Annotated in this window: 15 protein-coding genes; 4 read left to right on the top strand and 11 right to left on the bottom strand. The window is 68.3% G+C overall.

Going from position 1 to position 15,595, the window contains the following annotated elements:
* Window positions 1-9 precede the first annotated feature (9 nt).
* A complete protein-coding gene (locus ACT9AS_RS09760; RefSeq protein ID WP_445099945.1) occupies window positions 10-342 on the bottom strand; it encodes an MGMT family protein in 333 nt (110 codons plus the stop codon).
* A 35-nt stretch (window positions 343-377) separates the two neighbouring features.
* On the opposite strand from ACT9AS_RS09760, the gene ACT9AS_RS09755 reads away from it, so the two are divergent.
* A complete protein-coding gene (locus tag ACT9AS_RS09755) occupies window positions 378-788 on the top strand; it encodes a hypothetical protein (protein WP_445099944.1) in 411 nt (136 codons plus the stop codon).
* 43 nt (window positions 789-831) lie between these two features.
* Here the strand turns inward: ACT9AS_RS09755 and ACT9AS_RS09750 are convergent, their stop codons facing one another.
* Both ACT9AS_RS09750 and ACT9AS_RS09745 read right to left on the bottom strand, forming a co-directional pair.
* Window positions 832-1,959, bottom strand: coding sequence for an inorganic phosphate transporter (locus tag ACT9AS_RS09750; RefSeq protein WP_445099943.1), 1,128 nt, complete (start codon window positions 1,957-1,959; stop codon window positions 832-834).
* 10 nt (window positions 1,960-1,969) lie between these two features.
* Entirely contained in the window at window positions 1,970-2,596 is a 627-nt protein-coding gene (locus tag ACT9AS_RS09745) for a DUF47 family protein (protein WP_445099942.1), read from the bottom strand.
* A gap of 256 nt (window positions 2,597-2,852) precedes the next feature.
* Here ACT9AS_RS09745 and ACT9AS_RS09740 point away from each other — a divergent pair, with 256 nt between their 5' ends.
* Together ACT9AS_RS09740 and ACT9AS_RS09735 are read left to right on the top strand one after the other, a co-directional pair.
* Entirely contained in the window at window positions 2,853-4,202 is a 1,350-nt protein-coding gene (locus ACT9AS_RS09740; RefSeq protein WP_445099941.1) for a CNNM domain-containing protein, read from the top strand.
* The gene (locus tag ACT9AS_RS09735) at window positions 4,186-4,821 is read left to right on the top strand and encodes an exopolysaccharide biosynthesis protein (RefSeq protein WP_445099940.1); all 636 of its coding nucleotides are present in this window, start codon (window positions 4,186-4,188) and stop codon (window positions 4,819-4,821) included. The genes ACT9AS_RS09740 and ACT9AS_RS09735 overlap by 17 nt, the downstream gene beginning before the upstream one ends.
* Before the next feature lie 10 nt (window positions 4,822-4,831).
* Here ACT9AS_RS09735 and ACT9AS_RS09730 read toward each other — a convergent pair whose 3' ends face one another.
* The 3 genes from ACT9AS_RS09730 to ACT9AS_RS09720 form a co-directional block, all read right to left on the bottom strand.
* Entirely contained in the window at window positions 4,832-6,979 is a 2,148-nt protein-coding gene (locus ACT9AS_RS09730) for an EAL domain-containing protein (protein ID WP_445099939.1), read from the bottom strand.
* Window positions 6,976-7,896: a PhnD/SsuA/transferrin family substrate-binding protein gene (locus ACT9AS_RS09725; protein ID WP_445100349.1), complete on the bottom strand. Its 921-nt coding sequence runs from the start codon at window positions 7,894-7,896 to the stop codon at window positions 6,976-6,978. The genes ACT9AS_RS09730 and ACT9AS_RS09725 overlap by 4 nt, the downstream gene beginning before the upstream one ends.
* Before the next feature lie 97 nt (window positions 7,897-7,993).
* Window positions 7,994-8,740: a TrmJ/YjtD family RNA methyltransferase gene (locus tag ACT9AS_RS09720; protein ID WP_445100348.1), complete on the bottom strand. Its 747-nt coding sequence runs from the start codon at window positions 8,738-8,740 to the stop codon at window positions 7,994-7,996.
* Between the two features lie 172 nt (window positions 8,741-8,912).
* On the opposite strand from ACT9AS_RS09720, the gene ACT9AS_RS09715 reads away from it, so the two are divergent.
* Window positions 8,913-9,740: an inositol monophosphatase family protein gene (locus ACT9AS_RS09715; protein ID WP_445099938.1), complete on the top strand. Its 828-nt coding sequence runs from the start codon at window positions 8,913-8,915 to the stop codon at window positions 9,738-9,740.
* Window positions 9,741-9,892: 152 nt separating this feature from the next.
* Here ACT9AS_RS09715 and secF read toward each other — a convergent pair whose 3' ends face one another.
* From secF to queA, 5 genes are all read right to left on the bottom strand, one after another.
* The gene (gene secF / locus ACT9AS_RS09710; protein WP_445099937.1) at window positions 9,893-10,861 is read right to left on the bottom strand and encodes a protein translocase subunit SecF; all 969 of its coding nucleotides are present in this window, start codon (window positions 10,859-10,861) and stop codon (window positions 9,893-9,895) included.
* A 13-nt stretch (window positions 10,862-10,874) separates the two neighbouring features.
* A complete protein-coding gene (gene secD / locus ACT9AS_RS09705; protein WP_445099936.1) occupies window positions 10,875-12,740 on the bottom strand; it encodes a protein translocase subunit SecD in 1,866 nt (621 codons plus the stop codon).
* Between the two features lie 58 nt (window positions 12,741-12,798).
* Window positions 12,799-13,152, bottom strand: coding sequence for a preprotein translocase subunit YajC (yajC, locus tag ACT9AS_RS09700; RefSeq protein WP_445099935.1), 354 nt, complete (start codon window positions 13,150-13,152; stop codon window positions 12,799-12,801).
* Between the two features lie 73 nt (window positions 13,153-13,225).
* On the bottom strand, window positions 13,226-14,347 hold the full coding sequence (gene tgt, locus ACT9AS_RS09695) for a tRNA guanosine(34) transglycosylase Tgt (protein ID WP_445099934.1): 1,122 nt from the start codon (window positions 14,345-14,347) through the stop codon (window positions 13,226-13,228).
* Window positions 14,344-15,408, bottom strand: a complete 1,065-nt coding sequence (queA, locus tag ACT9AS_RS09690) for a tRNA preQ1(34) S-adenosylmethionine ribosyltransferase-isomerase QueA (RefSeq protein ID WP_445099933.1) — start codon at window positions 15,406-15,408, stop codon at window positions 14,344-14,346. Before queA ends, tgt begins: the two co-directional genes overlap by 4 nt.
* Between the last annotated feature and the right edge of the window lie 187 nt (window positions 15,409-15,595).

Here is a 15,595-nt window from a genome sequence, read left to right as displayed (position 1 = left end):
AAACCCTGTTCAGTCGGGCAGTCCCCAGACCTGTTCGTCCAGGGTCGGCGCGGCGCGCACCCCGCGGACCCGGCCGGCTTCGACCCGCACGCCCTCGGCCCGCAGCCGCTGGCTCTGCTCGGCAAACTGCGGCGAGTCGGGTGGAAAGGCGATGCGCCCGTCGGAACGAAGCACCCGGTGCCATGGCAGCCGCGGGTCGTCGTTGTGGCTCAGCAGGCGCGCCACCATGCGCGCCCGGCCCGGGAGCCCGGCCCGTCGCGCGACCTCGCCATAGCCGGCCACCTGCCCGCGCGGGATCGCGCGGATCGCGGCCAGGATGCGGTCGCTGGGGTCGGTCTTCATCGCGGTAGCATAGGGCCACCGCACCGGAGGCGCCCATGCACGACTTCGAACAGATCCGCCAGCAGCTGGTCAGCGCCGGCTTCCGTCTCACCGCGCAGGTCGAGGGCGTGGTCTGCGTCGAGCTTTCGCTCGAGCGCGGCACCCGCCACCAGTCGATCTTCCTGTCCGAGCTGGAGGACGATGACGGCCGCCCCTACCTGCGCGCCAGCACCGCAGTGGCACCGATCACCGGGCTGGATGCGCGGCGCGCGCTGGTGTTCAACTGGCAGAGCCGGGTCGGCTACCTCGCGATCGGCGATCTCGATGGCGTGCCCTATCTGCAGTTGTGCGAGAACCGCCCGTTCGAGGGACTCGACGCCGCCGAGGTGCAGCGACTGGTGCTGGAGATCGGCGGACTCGGCGATCGCATGGAGCGGGCGATGTCGGCCGATGGCGACCTGCTGTAGCGACACTCCGCCGTAGCGACTGCGGACTGCGGCTACGGCCCGGTCAGGCCCAGCCCAGCTTCGCGAACAGCAGGAACAGGCCGTAGGCCATGCCGCCGGCCATCGGGATCGTCAGGATCCAGGCCCAGATCATCTTCTCGACCACGGTCCACTTGATCGCGTTGAAGCGCTTGGCCGTGCCGACGCCCATGATCGCCGACGAGATGTTGTGGGTGGTCGACACCGGGATGCCCAGCGAACTGGCCAGGGTGATCACCGACGCCGCACTGGCCTCGGCCGCGAAGCCGTGGATCGGGTGCAGCTTGACCAGCTTGTGACCCAGCGTCTTGATGATCCGCCAGCCGCCCGCGGCGGTGCCGGCGGCCATCACCAGCGCGCAGGTGATCTTGATCCACATGTCGATGTCGCCATCGGCCAGCGCACCCGGCGACGGGTGCAGGAACGCCAGCCAGCCCGGCAGGTCGTCCAGCACGCCGTTGGCCTGGGCGCTGACCAGCAGCAGGGCGATGATGCCCATGGTCTTCTGCGCATCGTTCATGCCGTGGGCGAAGCCCATGTAGCCGGCGCTGGCGAGCTGCGCCTTGCCGAAGAAGGCATTGACCCAGCGCGGCCGTGCGAGGCGGCCCAGCCAGCCGCCGCTACGGGCCATCGCCGAGATGATCGCGAACAGCACGCCCATCAGCAGGAAGCCGGCGGTGAAGCCCATGATCGGCGAGCTGACCATCGGCACGATCACTTTCCACAGCACCCCGGCGCTCTTGTACCAGGGGTCCATCGGCTGGTTGAAGATGATCGCGTCGAAGTTGTTCGCCGCCGCGGCGAGTGCCGCGCCGACCAGTCCGCCGATCAGCGCATGCGAGGACGACGACGGCAGGCCGAGCCACCAGGTGATCAGGTTCCAGATGATGGCGCCGAGCAGCGCGCACAGGATCAGCTGGGCGCCGACGTCGACCACACCGGCGTTGATCAGCCCGGAGGCGATCGTCTTGGCCACCGCGGTACCCCAGAGCGCTCCGATCAGGTTGGTGCTGGCGGCCATCATCACCGCCTGGCCGGGTGACAGCACCTTGGTGGCGACCACGGTGGCGATCGAGTTGGCGGTGTCGTGGAAGCCGTTGACGTACTCGAAGATCAGCGCCACCAGCACCACGGTCATGACCAGGGTCAGCATCCCGTGGGCCTCAGGAATTCTTCAGGACGATTTCATAGGCCACCACGCCGGCCTCGCGGCAGCGGTCGATGGCCTTTTCGAGGATCTCGAAGAACTCCTTCAGCAGGAACATCTGCAGCGGGTCGAGCTTGCCGGAATAGATGTCGCGGTACAGCTCCAGCATCAGCCGGTCGGCCTCGTTCTCCAGCGCGCGCAGCTTGTCGCTGAGGGCCTTCATCTGCTCCAGGTTCATCTTCGGCAGCAGCCGGACCATGTCGACCACGACCGCCGCCGCCTCCTCCAGCATCGACGCGCGCGGGGCGAAGTCGATGTGCTCCAGGTGCTGCAGCGCCAGCGAGTAGCGGTCGGCGAACTTCTCGACCTGCTTGGGGATCTTGTACAGCGCCGAACCCAGCGCCTCGATGTCCTCGCGCTCAATCGGGGTGATGAAACTGTCGACCAGCGCCTGGCTGATCTGGTCGGAGGCATCGCGCTCGCGCTGGCGGGCGAGCTTGAAGGCATCCAGCGCCGGCTGCCGCTCCGAGCCCTTGAGCATCACGTGCAGCGCCTTGGTGCTGTCGTACGCGGCGTCCGCGGCATCCTCGAGCAAAGTGTAGAACTGGTTGCCTTGGCCGAAGATGGTTTGCAGGGAAAACATGGGCGGTGACCTCGTCGTGCGGCGGCGGAGCGCGGGCAGAAGGATTGGCGATGAACGCGAAACGGACGGAATTATGACGGTTTCGGGACAGTTGCGCTTCGTCCCGCCCCTCTCCGGGCCCATGCGGGCGACCTGATACCATCCGTCGGCGCCTTTCCGCCAACCAACCCCGAATGGACGACGACTCTAGACCACCGCCTGCCGGCTCCCCGCCGGAACAGCGCCCACATGGACTCCAGCCACCGGAACCGGGCAGATGCTGGAAATCCTGATCGTCCTGGCCCTGATCGTCCTCAACGCCTTCTTCGCGATGTCGGAGATGGCCTTGATGACCTCGCGCAAGCTGCGCCTCAAGCAACTGGCGGAAGACCCCGCCCACCCCAGCCGCGCCGCGCGCAAGGCGCTGGCGCTGGCCGAGCATCCCGACAACCTGCTGTCGACGGTGCAGGTCGGCATCACCCTGATCGGCGTGCTGACCGGCCTGTTCGGCGGCGAGGCCATCGGCCTGGTCATCGCCGGCTGGATCGACGGGCTCTGGGCGGGCGCGCGGGAGTACGCCGAAGGCATCGGCATCGGCACCGCGGTCGGGCTGATCACCGCCGCGCAGGTCATCTTCGGCGAGCTGATCCCGAAGCGGCTGGCGCTGACCAACCCCGAGCGCATCGCCTGCGCGGTGGCGATACCGCTGTCTGCGCTCTCCACCGCGGCAACGCCGGTGGTGGCCGCGCTGGGCGCGATCAACCGCGCCGTGTTGCGGATGCTCGGCATCCGGGACGACGCCCGCAGTGCCATCAGCGAAGAGGAGATCCGCCTGCTGGTCAGCGAGAGCCACGAGCAGGGCGTGATCGATGCCGACGAGCGCAAGATGATGAACCGCGTGCTCGGCCTCGGCGACCGCCTGACCGACAGCCTGATGACGCCGCGCACGCGGATCAGCTGGCTCGACGCCGACGCCCCGCTGGACGAGAACCTGGCGGCCATGCGGCAGTCGCCGTTCTCGCGCTTCCCGGTGCTGCGCGGCAGCGACCAGGACGTGGTCGGCGTGGTCGAGGCCAAGTCGCTGCTGCGGGCGCTGGCGCCGGGCGTGCCGATCGACCTGTTCGGCGACATGCGCGAGGCGCTGTTCGTTTCCGAATCGACCCACGCGCTGAAGCTGCTGGAAATCTTCCGGGAAGAGCAGCAGTCGCTGGCGCTGGTGGTGGACGAATACGGCGACGTCACCGGCCTGGTCACGGTCAACGACGTGATGGGCGCGGTGATCGGGCGGATCCAGGCCGGCATGAACCCCGCGTCGGAAAGCTTCGACGAGCACTCCTCGCCGGTGGTCGAGCGCGGCGACGGTTCGTGGCTGGTCGACGGCTCGCTGCATGTCGAGGACCTGCGCGAACTGGTCGGCAGCACGGTGCCGGGCGAGGACGAACACGATTTCCACACCGCCGCTGGCATGGTGATCGCCCATTACGGCCGCATCCCCAACGTGGGAGAGCACTTCTCGTGGCCGGGCTGGCGGGTCGAGGTCGTCGACCTGGACGGCCCGCGGATCGACAAGCTGCTGCTGTATCGCGAATCGGCGCAGGACCTGGACAACGATGACACCAGCGGGTAGGCACGAAGGCATCCACGAGGCGGGCACCCGTGCCCTGCTCGATGCCTTCACGCTGGGCGATCCCGACGAAGCGCTCCGGCTTGGCGAGATGTTCGCCGGGCTCGGCAAGCGCTCGTTCGGCATGCTGCTGTTCGTCTCCACCCTGCCCGCCTTCATCCCGATCCCGGGGGTCGGCGGCGCGGTCAGCGGGCCGCTGGTGATCCTGATCGGCGCGCAGTTGCTGGTCGGCCGGCGCACGCCGTGGCTGCCGGCATTCGTCGCCCGGCGCGGCCCGCACCGGCATTCGGTGAGCCGCTTCCGCGACCGGCTGTCGCCGTGGCTCGCGCGGCTGGAGCGGGTGGTGAAGCCCCGCGCCAGCGGCATGCTCGACCATCGCCTGGCCAGCGCGGTGACCGGCCTGCTGCTGATCCTGCTCGGGCTGCTGCTGTCGCTGCCGATCCCCTTCACCAACTTCCTGTTCGGTGTGTTGCTGCTGCTGTTCTCGCTGGCGCTGCTGGAACGCGACGGCGTGCTGATGGGCGCGGCGTGGATCGCCGGTGCGGCCGCGGTCGGGGTGTTCGGGGTCCTGTCCGGCCAGCTTGCGGCGATGGGTGCGCGCTGGGTCGACCTGCTGATCTAGCCGCGGCGCCCTACACCGGCATCGATTCGGGCCGCAGCAGGTCGAGGAACTCCTCGACCGGCAGCGGGTGGCCGAGCCAGTAGCCCTGCGCCAGGTCGCAATTGCGTTCACGCAGGATGTCGTACTGGCCCTCGTTCTCGACCCCCTCGGCCACCACCGTGATCCCCAGCGAATGCGCCATCGCGATGATCGCGGTGGTCAGCGCCAGGTCGTCCGGGTCGCGCAGGATGTCGGCGACGAAGCTGCGATCGATCTTGACCCCGTCGACAGGCACCCGGCGCAGGTGGCTCAAGCCGGAGAAACCGGTACCGAAGTCGTCCAGCCAGACCTTCACTCCGCTCGCCCGCAGGCGGTTGAGCAACCGGCTGGCGTGGGCCTCGTCGCCGATCACCGCGGTTTCCGTCAACTCGATGTGCAGGTGCTTCGGCGCCAGCCCGCTGTCGTGCAGGCAGTCGGCCACGACCTGCGGCAGGTCGCCGTTGCGCAGTTGCCGCGGCGAGACGTTGACCGACACGAACAGCGGCTCGGCGTCGCCGCGCAATTGTTGCCAGCGCATTGCATCGACACAGGCTGCGCGCAGCACCTGCGGGCCGATCGTCTCGATCAGGCCGCTCTGCTCGGCCACGTCGATGAACACCGACGGCGCGATCACGCCCTGCTCCGGATGCTTCCAGCGCAACAGCGCCTCGGCGCCGACCAGCAGGCCGTCGGAGAGGCGGTAGAACGGCTGGTAGGCGAGGCTGAGCTCGCCACGGTCCCAGGCGCCACGCAATTCCTGCTCCAGGTGCACGCGGCGCTCGACCGCCTGGTCCATCGCGCGGCTGTAGAAGCGGAAGCAGTTCTTGTCGGCGACCTTGGCCTGGTACATCGCGATGTCGCCGTTCTTCATCAGCGACGTGGCGCTGGCGGCGTCCTCGGGGAACAGGGTGATGCCGATCGATGTCCCCAGGAACACCTGGCGGTCGTGCACCATCAACGGCGCGCCGAGCTCCTCCACCAGCGCCTCGGCCAGCCGCGTCGCGATGCCGCGGACATCGCCGGCACTGGCATCGGCCTCGACCAGGATCACGAACTCGTCGCCACCGAAGCGCGCCAGCATCGCGTCCTCGCCGCCCAGCCGCTCGACCGCGGCGCGGATGCGGTGGGCGAACTGCAGCAGCACCTCGTCGCCGGCGTCGTGGCCGAGGGTGTCGTTGATCCGCTTGAAGTCGTCGACGTCGGCAAACAGCAGCGCGAGCTGGCGGCCGGCGCCACGCAACCGCAGCAGGCGCTGGTCCAGCGCATCGCGGAACGCCAGCCGGTTGGCCAGGCCGGTGAGCGCGTCGGTATAGGCCATGCGCCGGATGTCGCGGTCGTGGCGGGCGACGCTGTCGCGCATTCGCGTGAACGCGCGCATCAGGTCGCCCAGTTCATCGCGACGGTCGCTGGCCGGCAACGGCGTATCGAACCGGCCCGCTTCGATCGCGCGGGCCGAGTCGGCCAGTTGCCGGATCGGCTGCACCAGCAAGCGTTGCACCAGCCACAACCCGGCCGCCCCCAGCACCAGCAGGCCGCCGCCAAGCAGCCCGATCCAGAACAGGTTGCGCTGCCCCAGTTCGGACAGGCGCGTCCGCAGGTCGGCCAATGCGCGCTCGCGATACCCCTGCATCGCCGCCAGGTCATAACCAACCCGGACCCCGCCGATACGCTGCTGGCCGATCCTGATCGGTGCCGACACGTCCATCGTCGCGTCGTCGCGCTGGGTATGCAGGCTCTGGGCGTTGATCGCCTCGTAGGCCAGTGCGTCATCCATCCGCTGGCCGTAGCTCGGGATCTCCTCGTTGCCGTCGTGCAGGATGCCGCCCTTGGGATCGAAGACGATCACATAGCGGGTCCCGGGCTGGCGCAGGGTCGAGCGGGCCAGTTCGCCGATCTCGTCGAGATCGAAGTAGTACAGCGGATTGGCCAGTGAATCGGCCAGCTGCACGACCATGCCTTCGCCGCGTCGCTGCAGGGTGTCGCTGGCCATCGCCTGCATCGCCTCGCGGCTGATGTCCTCGACTTCCACCTGCATCCGGTGCTGGCGATGCAATTGCAGGCCGATCAGCGCCACCACCACCAGCAGGCCGGCGGCCACCACCAGCAGGAACTGCGTCTGCAAGCCCGGGCGCAGTTTCATTCGACCTCCATGCGGACCCGGGCGACACCGCTTTCGATGCGGTCAAGCGCGTGCTCCGATGCGGAATCGAGCGGCAGGAACCGGGTCGTCCCGAAGAACTGCAGCATGGCTTCGCGGGCGACCGGGTCCGAGGCGGCTTCGATCAGCACCTCGTGCAGGCGGGCGCGGATCCGGGGATCGAGCCCGCGGCGGACCATCTCGACCGCGCGCGGGTAGTCCTGGGTGCGGCCGATCACCACGAAATCGTCGCGGAACGCCGCGGGCATGCGCCGCGGGTTGTCCCAGTCCAGGTTGCTCATCACCCCGGCATCGACCAGGCCCTTGTGCACCCAGGTGGAGATGTTCAGCTCCGAGCGGGCGAACAGGTAGCCCAGCGCGTCCGAGTCGATCACGTCGGTCGGCGACAGCAGGATTTCCAGCTCGATGTCGCGCTCCAGCAGTTCACCGGCGGGCACGAAATAGGCGCTGGTGGAAGACGGACGCTGGAACGCGATGCAGCGCCCCCGCAGGTCGTCGAGATTGCGGATGCCGCTGTCGCGACGGGCGAAGAACACGCTGTGGTAATGGCTGGTACCGTTGCGCTCGGTCAGCAGCAGGGGTTCGGCGCCCGCCCGCTGGCGCAGCAGCGTGCCGGTCCCGGCGGTCTCGGTGACCCAGTCGACCCGGCCACGACGCAGGTAGCTGGCCATCTGCTGGGAGTCGCGCGCCATCAGGATCCGGCCTTCGTGGATGCCCACGTCGGCCATCCTCGGCACCACGTAGTCGAGCAGCGGCTTGAGTTGTTCGTAATGGGCCTTGGGGTCGTCGCTGATGCGTCCGAGCACCAGCACGCCGTCATCGGCCGCCAGCGCGGGCTGGATGCCGCAGGACACGACCAGCAACAGCAGGCCGGCGACGCGGCGCAGACTGTCGATCAACACGGAAACTCCTGCATGGCCCGCCCCCGCTCCGATCAGGAAGCCTAATCCAAAACCCGGGCTGGCCGATAGACGCGCGTCGGTACGCCTGCGTACGTCAGCGCCGACCCGCCAGCATCGCCATGCGCTGGGCGTCCGAAAGGATTCCCCGCAGCAGCCGGACCTCGCGTTCGTCGAGGTCGGCGCGCAGGAACAGGCGCCGCAGCTTGCGCATGGCCGATTCCGGCGCGCGGCCCTTGTGGAAGTCGATCGCGTCGAGGGTCTCGCCAAGCTGCGCGAACATGCCCTCCAACTGCGCATGCGAGGCCTGGGAGGCGGGCTGTTCGGGCACCGGCACCGGACCGTCGACGGCCAGCAGGGCGAGGCGGAGTTCGTAGGCCAGCACCTGCACCGCCGCGGCCAGGTTCAACGAGCTGTAGTCCGGATTGGCCGGGATATGCACGGCGGCGTGGCAGAGCTGCAGTTCCTCGTTGTCCAGCCCGGTGCGCTCGCGGCCGAACACCAGCGCCACCTCGGCGCCCGCGGCCGCCTCGTCGACCGCGCGGATGGCGGCGTCGTGCGGCAGCAGCTCGTCCAGCGCGATCCGCCGGCTGCGTGCGGTGCAGCCCAGTACCAGCCGGCAATCGGCGACCGCCTCGGCCAGGGTCGGGAAGCACGCCGCGCCGTCCAGCAGGTCGTGGGCGCCGGCCGCGAGCGCGAACGACTCGGCGTTCGGCACCTTCTCCGGCGCCACCAGCACCAGCCGCGCCAGCCCCATGGTCTTGAGCGCGCGCGCCGCGGAACCGATGTTGCCGGGGTGCTGGGTGCCGACGAGGACGACGCGGAGACGATCGGCGGCTTGCAGGGGGGCGGATGGTGTCGACTCGGTACTCATGGGGCGCAATGGTAAACTCCGCGACCGGCCGTGAGCCCCATTTCGGGCCTCGCGGGCACTCGATGCCATCGCCGGACGCTCTTTTCCGCCGCCAGTCCATCCCCACCGCTCCCATCAGCGCAGTCAGCCGAGGCCGTTCGCCATGCAGAAACCCGCCGTCACCCTCATGGTCAAGGCCGCCCGCGCCGCCGGCAACGTGCTGTTGCGCCACATGTACAAGCTGGACGCGCTGAACGTGGTCGAGAAGGACCGGATGGACTTCGCCAGCGAAGTCGACGAGCTGGCCGAGAAGGAAATCATCAAGGAGTTCCGCCGCTCCACCCCGGACTACGCGATCCTCGGCGAGGAAGGCGGCGAGAAGCCGGGCAAGGGCGGCAGCCGCTTCACCTGGGTGATCGACCCGCTCGATGGCACCAGCAACTACCTGCGCGGGATCCCGCATTTCTGCGTGTCGATCGCCCTGGTCGAGGCCGGCGAGCCGGTCCACGGGGTGATCTTCGACCCGTTGCGCAACGAGCTGTTCACCGCCAGCCGCGGCAGCGGCGCGACCCTCAACGACAAGCGCATCCGCGTCGCCGACCGCAAGGACCTGGCCGGCGCGATGGTGCTGACCGGCTTCCCGCCGCGCGAGCGTTCGCGCGCGAGCGCGCAACTGAAGTGCGTCGACACCCTGCTGACCGAGATCGAGGACATCCGCCGCACCGGCTCGGCCGCGCTCGACCTGGCGTATGTCGCCGCGGGTCGCGCCGATGCCTATTTCGAGGCCGGGGTGAAGCCGTGGGATATCGCCGCCGGCGCATTGATGGTGCGCGAGGCCGGCGGCAAGGTCGCCGACTTCAAGGGCCGCGGCACCGGTCCGATGGACGCGCGCGGAGTGGCCGGCCGGCCGCTGCTCGCCGGCAACATCAAGGTCGCCGAGTTGCTGCAGCAGCGCATCGTCAACACCGGCTACGCCGCCGCGTTCGACTGAAGTCGTTCCCCGGTGCGGGAGCGACGCAAGTCGCGACCCGCCGGACGCTGGAAGTGATGCGTAGGTCGCGGCTTACGTCGCTCCTACCCGGAGTCCCGGAATGAAAAAGGCCGCGCGGATGCGCGGCCTTTTTCGTGGTGCGTGCCCTGCCCTTACGGCCGGCGGGCCAGCGCCGCCTCGTCCTTCGCCTTCGGCAACAGGTCCTGCTTGGTGACCTTAAGGAAGCCCAGGGTCAGCAGCGGGGCCGCGACGAAGATCGACGACAGGGTACCGATCACCACGCCGATCATCTGCGACTCGGCCATGCCGCGCAGCGAACCGCCGCCGTAGAGGTACAGCGCCAGCACGGTCAGGAACGCCACGAACGAGGTGATCACCGTGCGCGACAGCGTCTGGTTGATCGATGCGTTGATGATCGTGTCCGGATCGGCGCGCATCGAGCGGAAGTTGTCGCGGATGCGGTCGAACACCACGATGGTGTCGTTGATCGAGAAACCCAGCACCGACAGCACGCCGGCCAGCACGGTCAGGTCGAACTCGTGCCCGGTCAGCGCGAACCAGCCCAGCACGATGAGCACGTCCTGCAGCGACGCGACCACCGCGGCAATCGCGAACTTCTTCTCGAACCGGAACGAGATGTAGATCAGGAAGCCGACGACGACGAAGATCACCGCCCAGATGCCGTTGAGCGCGAGTTCCTTGCCGACCTGCGGGCCGACGAAGTCACTGCGCACCACGGTACCGGGATTGTCCTCGGTCGATACCGCCCGGGTGATCTGCCTGGCGGCCTGGGCATTGGCGGCGACGTTGTTTTCCGCGTCCTCCACGCCGTCCAGTTGCATGCGCACCAGGAGGTCGTTGCCCGATCCGAACGAAATCACCTGGGCATCGCCAAACCCGGCATCCGCCAGGCGCGCGCGGGCGTCGTTGATGTCGACCGGCTTATCGAAGCGCAGCTCGGTCACCGTGCCGCCGGTGAAGTCCAGCGCGAAGTTGAAGCCCTTGGTGGCGATGGCGCCGATCGAGACCGCGACCAGCAGTGCGCTGATCACGAACGCGGCCCACTTCATCCGCAGGAAGTTGATCCGCGGTTCGGCCGGGAAGATGGTCAGAGGTTTCATGGTCGTTTTCCCGTCAGATCGCGATGGACTTGAGCTTCTTGCGCCCGCCGTAGATCAGCGTGGCCATGGCTCGTGAAGCGGACACCGCGGTATACATCGAGGTGACGATGCCGACGATCAGCGCGACCGCGAAGCCCTTGACCGGCCCGGTGCCGAACGCGAACAGCGCGACGCCGGCGAGGATCGCGGTCAGGTTGGCGTCCATGATCGTACCGGTGGCCTTCTCGTAGCCGACGGCGATCGCGGTCTTGGGTGGCAGGCCAAGCCGCAGTTCCTCGCGTATGCGTTCGTTGATCAGCACGTTGGCGTCGACCGACAGGCCCACCGTCAGCGCGATACCCGCCAGGCCCGGCAGGGTCAGGGTGGCGCCGAACAGCGACATCACCGCGACCAGCATCAGGATGTTGAGCAGCAGCGCGGCGCAGGTGATCAGGCCGAACATGCGGTAGTAGACGAGGAAGAACAGCAGCGCGAAGCAGAACGAGTAAGCGACCGCGGTCAGGCCGCGCTCGATGTTCTCCTTGCCCAGGCTGGGGCCGACCACGCGTTCCTCGACGAAATCCATCGGCGCGGCCAGCGAACCCGAACGCAGCAGCAGCGCCAGCTCGGCCGCCTCCTTGCCGCTGTCCAGGCCGGTGGTCTGGAACTCCTTGCTGAAGACGCCGTTGATGTTGGCCACCGAGATCACCTCCTCGCTGACGCGGGTGGTGCGGACCTCCTCGCCATTGACCATCCGGACTTCCGGGATGCGATCGATATAGACGACCGCCATCGGCTTGCCGACGTTCTGGCTGGTGAAGTCGAACATGCGCTGGCCACCGGAAGCGTCCAGCGTGACCGACACCGACGGCGTGCCGCTCTGCGGATCGATACCCGAGGTGGCGCCGATCAGCTGGTCGCCCGAGGCGATCACGCGCTTGTTGAGCAGGATCGGGATCGGCTTGCCGTCCGGACCGAGGTCCTTGCGGTAATAGACCTTGGCCTGCGGCGGCACGTTGCCGCTGGCAACCGCGTCGTAGGCATTGCCTTCGACCACCGCGCGATACTCCAGCGTGGCGGTCGCACCTATAAGACGCTTGGCCTCGGCGGTGTCCTGCACGCCGGCCAGCTCGACCACGATGCGGTCGCTGCCCTGGCGCTGGATCAGCGGCTCGGCCACGCCCAGCGCGTTGATGCGGTTGCGCAGGGTGCCGAGGTTCTGCTCCAGCGCGCTGGTGGCCATGCGTTGCAGTTCCGCGTCGGGGATCTGCAGCGTGATGACGCGGCCTTCGACATCCATCACCAACGCCGGCTGGCTGGTGGCGATCTGCTGGCGCGCCTTTTCGACGTCCGCGGCATCGGCCAGGGTGACCACGATGCTGTTGTCGGGACGGCGCGTGACCGACTCGTAGCGCACGCGGGCGTCACGCAACACGACGCGCGCGTCCTCGACGATCGCCGTCAGGTGTTTGTCGAGCGCGGCCTTCTGGTCCACCTGCATCAGGAAGTGCACGCCGCCCTGCAGGTCGAGGCCGAGCGACATGCCCTTGGCACCGAACGCGGACAGCCAGTCCGGCACGGTCGAGGCGAGGTTGAGCGCGGACACGTAATCGCTGCCGAGGACCTCGTCGAGCGAGTCCGACGCGCGGGTCTGCTGCTCGGCGCTGGTCAGGCGCACCAGCACGCTGTCGTCGCCGAGCTCGATCCCCTTGACCGGCACGTCGGCCTGCTCGAGCGCACCGGCGACGCGGTCGACCAGGGCCTGGTCGATCGGCGCGCCGCGGTTGGCACTGATCTGGACCGATGGATCCTTCTGGAACAGGTTGGGCGCCGCGTACAGCGCGCTCAACAGGATGGCCAGCACCAGGACGATGTATTTCCAGCGCGCGTAAGTCAGCATCGATTGCCCCTGCGGCGACCACCCCGGCCGCCGTGCATCAAAGTGGGTTGGTGACGGCTCAGGCCGACTTCAAGGTGCCCTTGGGCAGGACATTGGCGATGGCGCCCTTCTGCACGCGGATGCGCACGTTGTCGGCGATCTCGACGGTGATGAAGTTGTCGCCCAGGTCGGTGACCACGCCGGCGACGCCGCCGTTGGTCAGGACCTCGTCGCCCTTGGACAGCTTCTCCAGCATTGCCCGGTGCTCCTTCTGGCGCTTCATCTGCGGCCGGATCATCAGGAAGTACATCACACCGATCAGCAGGATCGGGAACAGCAGGCCCGTCAGGCCACCGCCGAACAGGCCACCCGGAGCGGCCTGGCCGGCAGCCTGGGCGTGGGCGGGGGCGATCACGAAATCGAGCAGGTTCATGTTGGATATCCGGATAGACGGAAAATAAGCCCGGGATTATGGCATGGCTTGGACCCGGGCCGGGCGGCGGGCCCTACCGGCGCGCCGCGTGGAAAGACTCGCGGAAGGCGGCAAAGGTTCCCTGCCCGATCGCCTCGCGCATCCCCGCCATCAGCCGCTGGTAGTGCCGCAGGTTGTGCAGGGTGCCCAGCATCGGCCCGAGCATCTCGTTGCAGCGGTCCAGGTGGCGCAGGTAGCTGCGACTGAAGCCGTTGGCGCAGGCGTGGCAGTCGCAGCCTTCCTCGATCGGCCGCAGGTCGTGCTCGTACTTCGAGTTGCGGATGCGGACCACCCCCTCGCGGGTGAAGAAGTGGCCGTTGCGGGCATTGCGGGTCGGCATCACGCAATCGAACATGTCGACCCCGCGCGCGACCGCTTCGACCAGGTCCTCCGGTCGGCCGACGCCCATCAGGTAACGCGGGCGATCCTCCGGCAGTTGCGGCGTGGTGTGCTCGAGCATCGCGTTGCGCTCGGCCTCGGTTTCGCCCACCGCGAGGCCGCCGATCGCATAGCCGTCGAAGCCGATCCGCTTGAGTCCTTCCGCCGATTGCGTGCGCAGGTCGCGAAACACGCCGCCCTGGACGATGCCGAACAGCGCCGCGTCGTTGCCCTCATGTGCGCGCTTGGAGCGCTCCGCCCAGCGCAGCGAGAGCTGCATCGAGCGGTCCACCACGTCCATGCTGACCGGCTTGCCGTCGAGGTGTATCGGCGGGCATTCGTCGAAGATCATCACGATGTCCGAGCCGAGCACCTTCTGGATATGCATGCTCTCCTCGGGGCCGAGGAACACCTTGCTGCCGTCGGTCGGCGCGGCGAAGGTCACGCCGGCCTCGGTGATCTTTCGCTTGTGCGCCAGCGAGAACACCTGGAAACCGCCCGAGTCGGTGAGTATTGGCTTCTCCCAACCCATGAAGCCGTGCAGGCCGCCGTGTGCCTCGATCACCTCCAACCCGGGCCGCAAGTACAGGTGGAAGGTATTGCCGAGGATGATCTGCGCGCCGAGCGCTTCTATGTCACCCGGGAACGCACCCTTGACCGAGCCGTAGGTGCCCACCGGCATGAACGCCGGCGTCTCGATGGTCCCGCGCGGGAAGCCGATGCGGCCGCGGCGGGCGGCGCCGTCGGTGCCGAGCAGCTCGAACGACATGCGGCTCATGGGCGCGGCTCCGGGAACAGCAGCATCGCGTCGCCATAGGAGAAGAACCGGTATTTTTCGCGGATCGCGTGCGCGTAGGCGGCGAAGATCCGGTCTTTGCCGGCGAACGCGGACACCATCATCAGCAGGGTGCTCTCGGGCAGGTGGAAATTGGTGACCATCGCGTCGACCGAGCGGATCGTGTAGCCGGGCAGGATGAACAGGCGGCTCTCGCCGGCGAACGGCTGCAACCGGCCCTCCCCGTCCCCACCCTGGCGCAGCGCCGTCTCCAGCGCGCGCACCACGGTGGTGCCGACGGCGATCACCCGACCGCCGGCGGCGCGGGTGCGGCGGATCTTCTCGACCAGTTCGGCGCCGACGTTGAGCCACTCGCTGTGCATGACGTGCTCGGACAGGTCGTCGACCCGCACGGGCTGGAACGTGCCGGCGCCGACATGCAGGGTGACGTGGCCGAACTGGACGCCGCGCGCCTGCAGCGCGTCGAGCAGCGGCTGGTCGAAATGCAGGCCGGCGGTCGGCGCCGCGACCGCGCCGGTCTCGCGGGCGAACACGGTCTGGTAGCGCTCGGCGTCGTCGCGGCCCGGCTCGCGCTGGATGTACGGCGGCAACGGCAAGCGCCCGGCGTGCAGCAGCCACTGCTCCAGGCCCTCGGGCACGTGGAAACGCAGGTGGTAGAACTCGCCGTCGCGACCGAGCACTTCGGCTTCGCCGCCGGCATCCAGGGCGATCCGCGCGCCGGCCTTGGGCGACTTGCTGACGCCCAGTTGCGCGCGCGCATCCATCCCGCCGAGCAGTCGCTCGATCAGGATCTCGACCCGGCCGCCGGTGGCTTTCTGACCGAACAGGCGCGCCGGGATCACCCGGGTGTCGTTGAATACCAGCAGGTCGCCGGGCTGGAGCAGCCCGGGCAGATCGCGGAACACCCGGTCCTCGAAGCCGCGGGCGAAGGCCCCGTCCTGCGCCGGCGGCACCAGCAGCAGGCGGCTCGACGAACGCTCGGCCAGCGGAGCCTGTGCTATCAGGCCGGACGGCAGCTCATAGTGGAAATCGGATTTCTTCAAGCGGATTCTTCAGGATCAATGACTTGCAAAAAATGAACAGGCAGAGCCGCCCCAACCGCGGACTGCGCCGGCCCGCGGCTACCGCGCGGCGACCGCACAGTGTAGCCGTGGCGGGGGTTATCGCCGCCGGAGCGGCGTGATAGAATCACGCAACTCATTGAATAGAAAAGAAAAACGGGTTTCGTCC

Source organism: Lysobacter sp. F60174L2 (assembly GCF_052547135.1).
The sequence above is the reverse complement of the archived record's forward strand: the minus strand, read 5'-3'. Positions and strand labels throughout refer to the sequence as shown.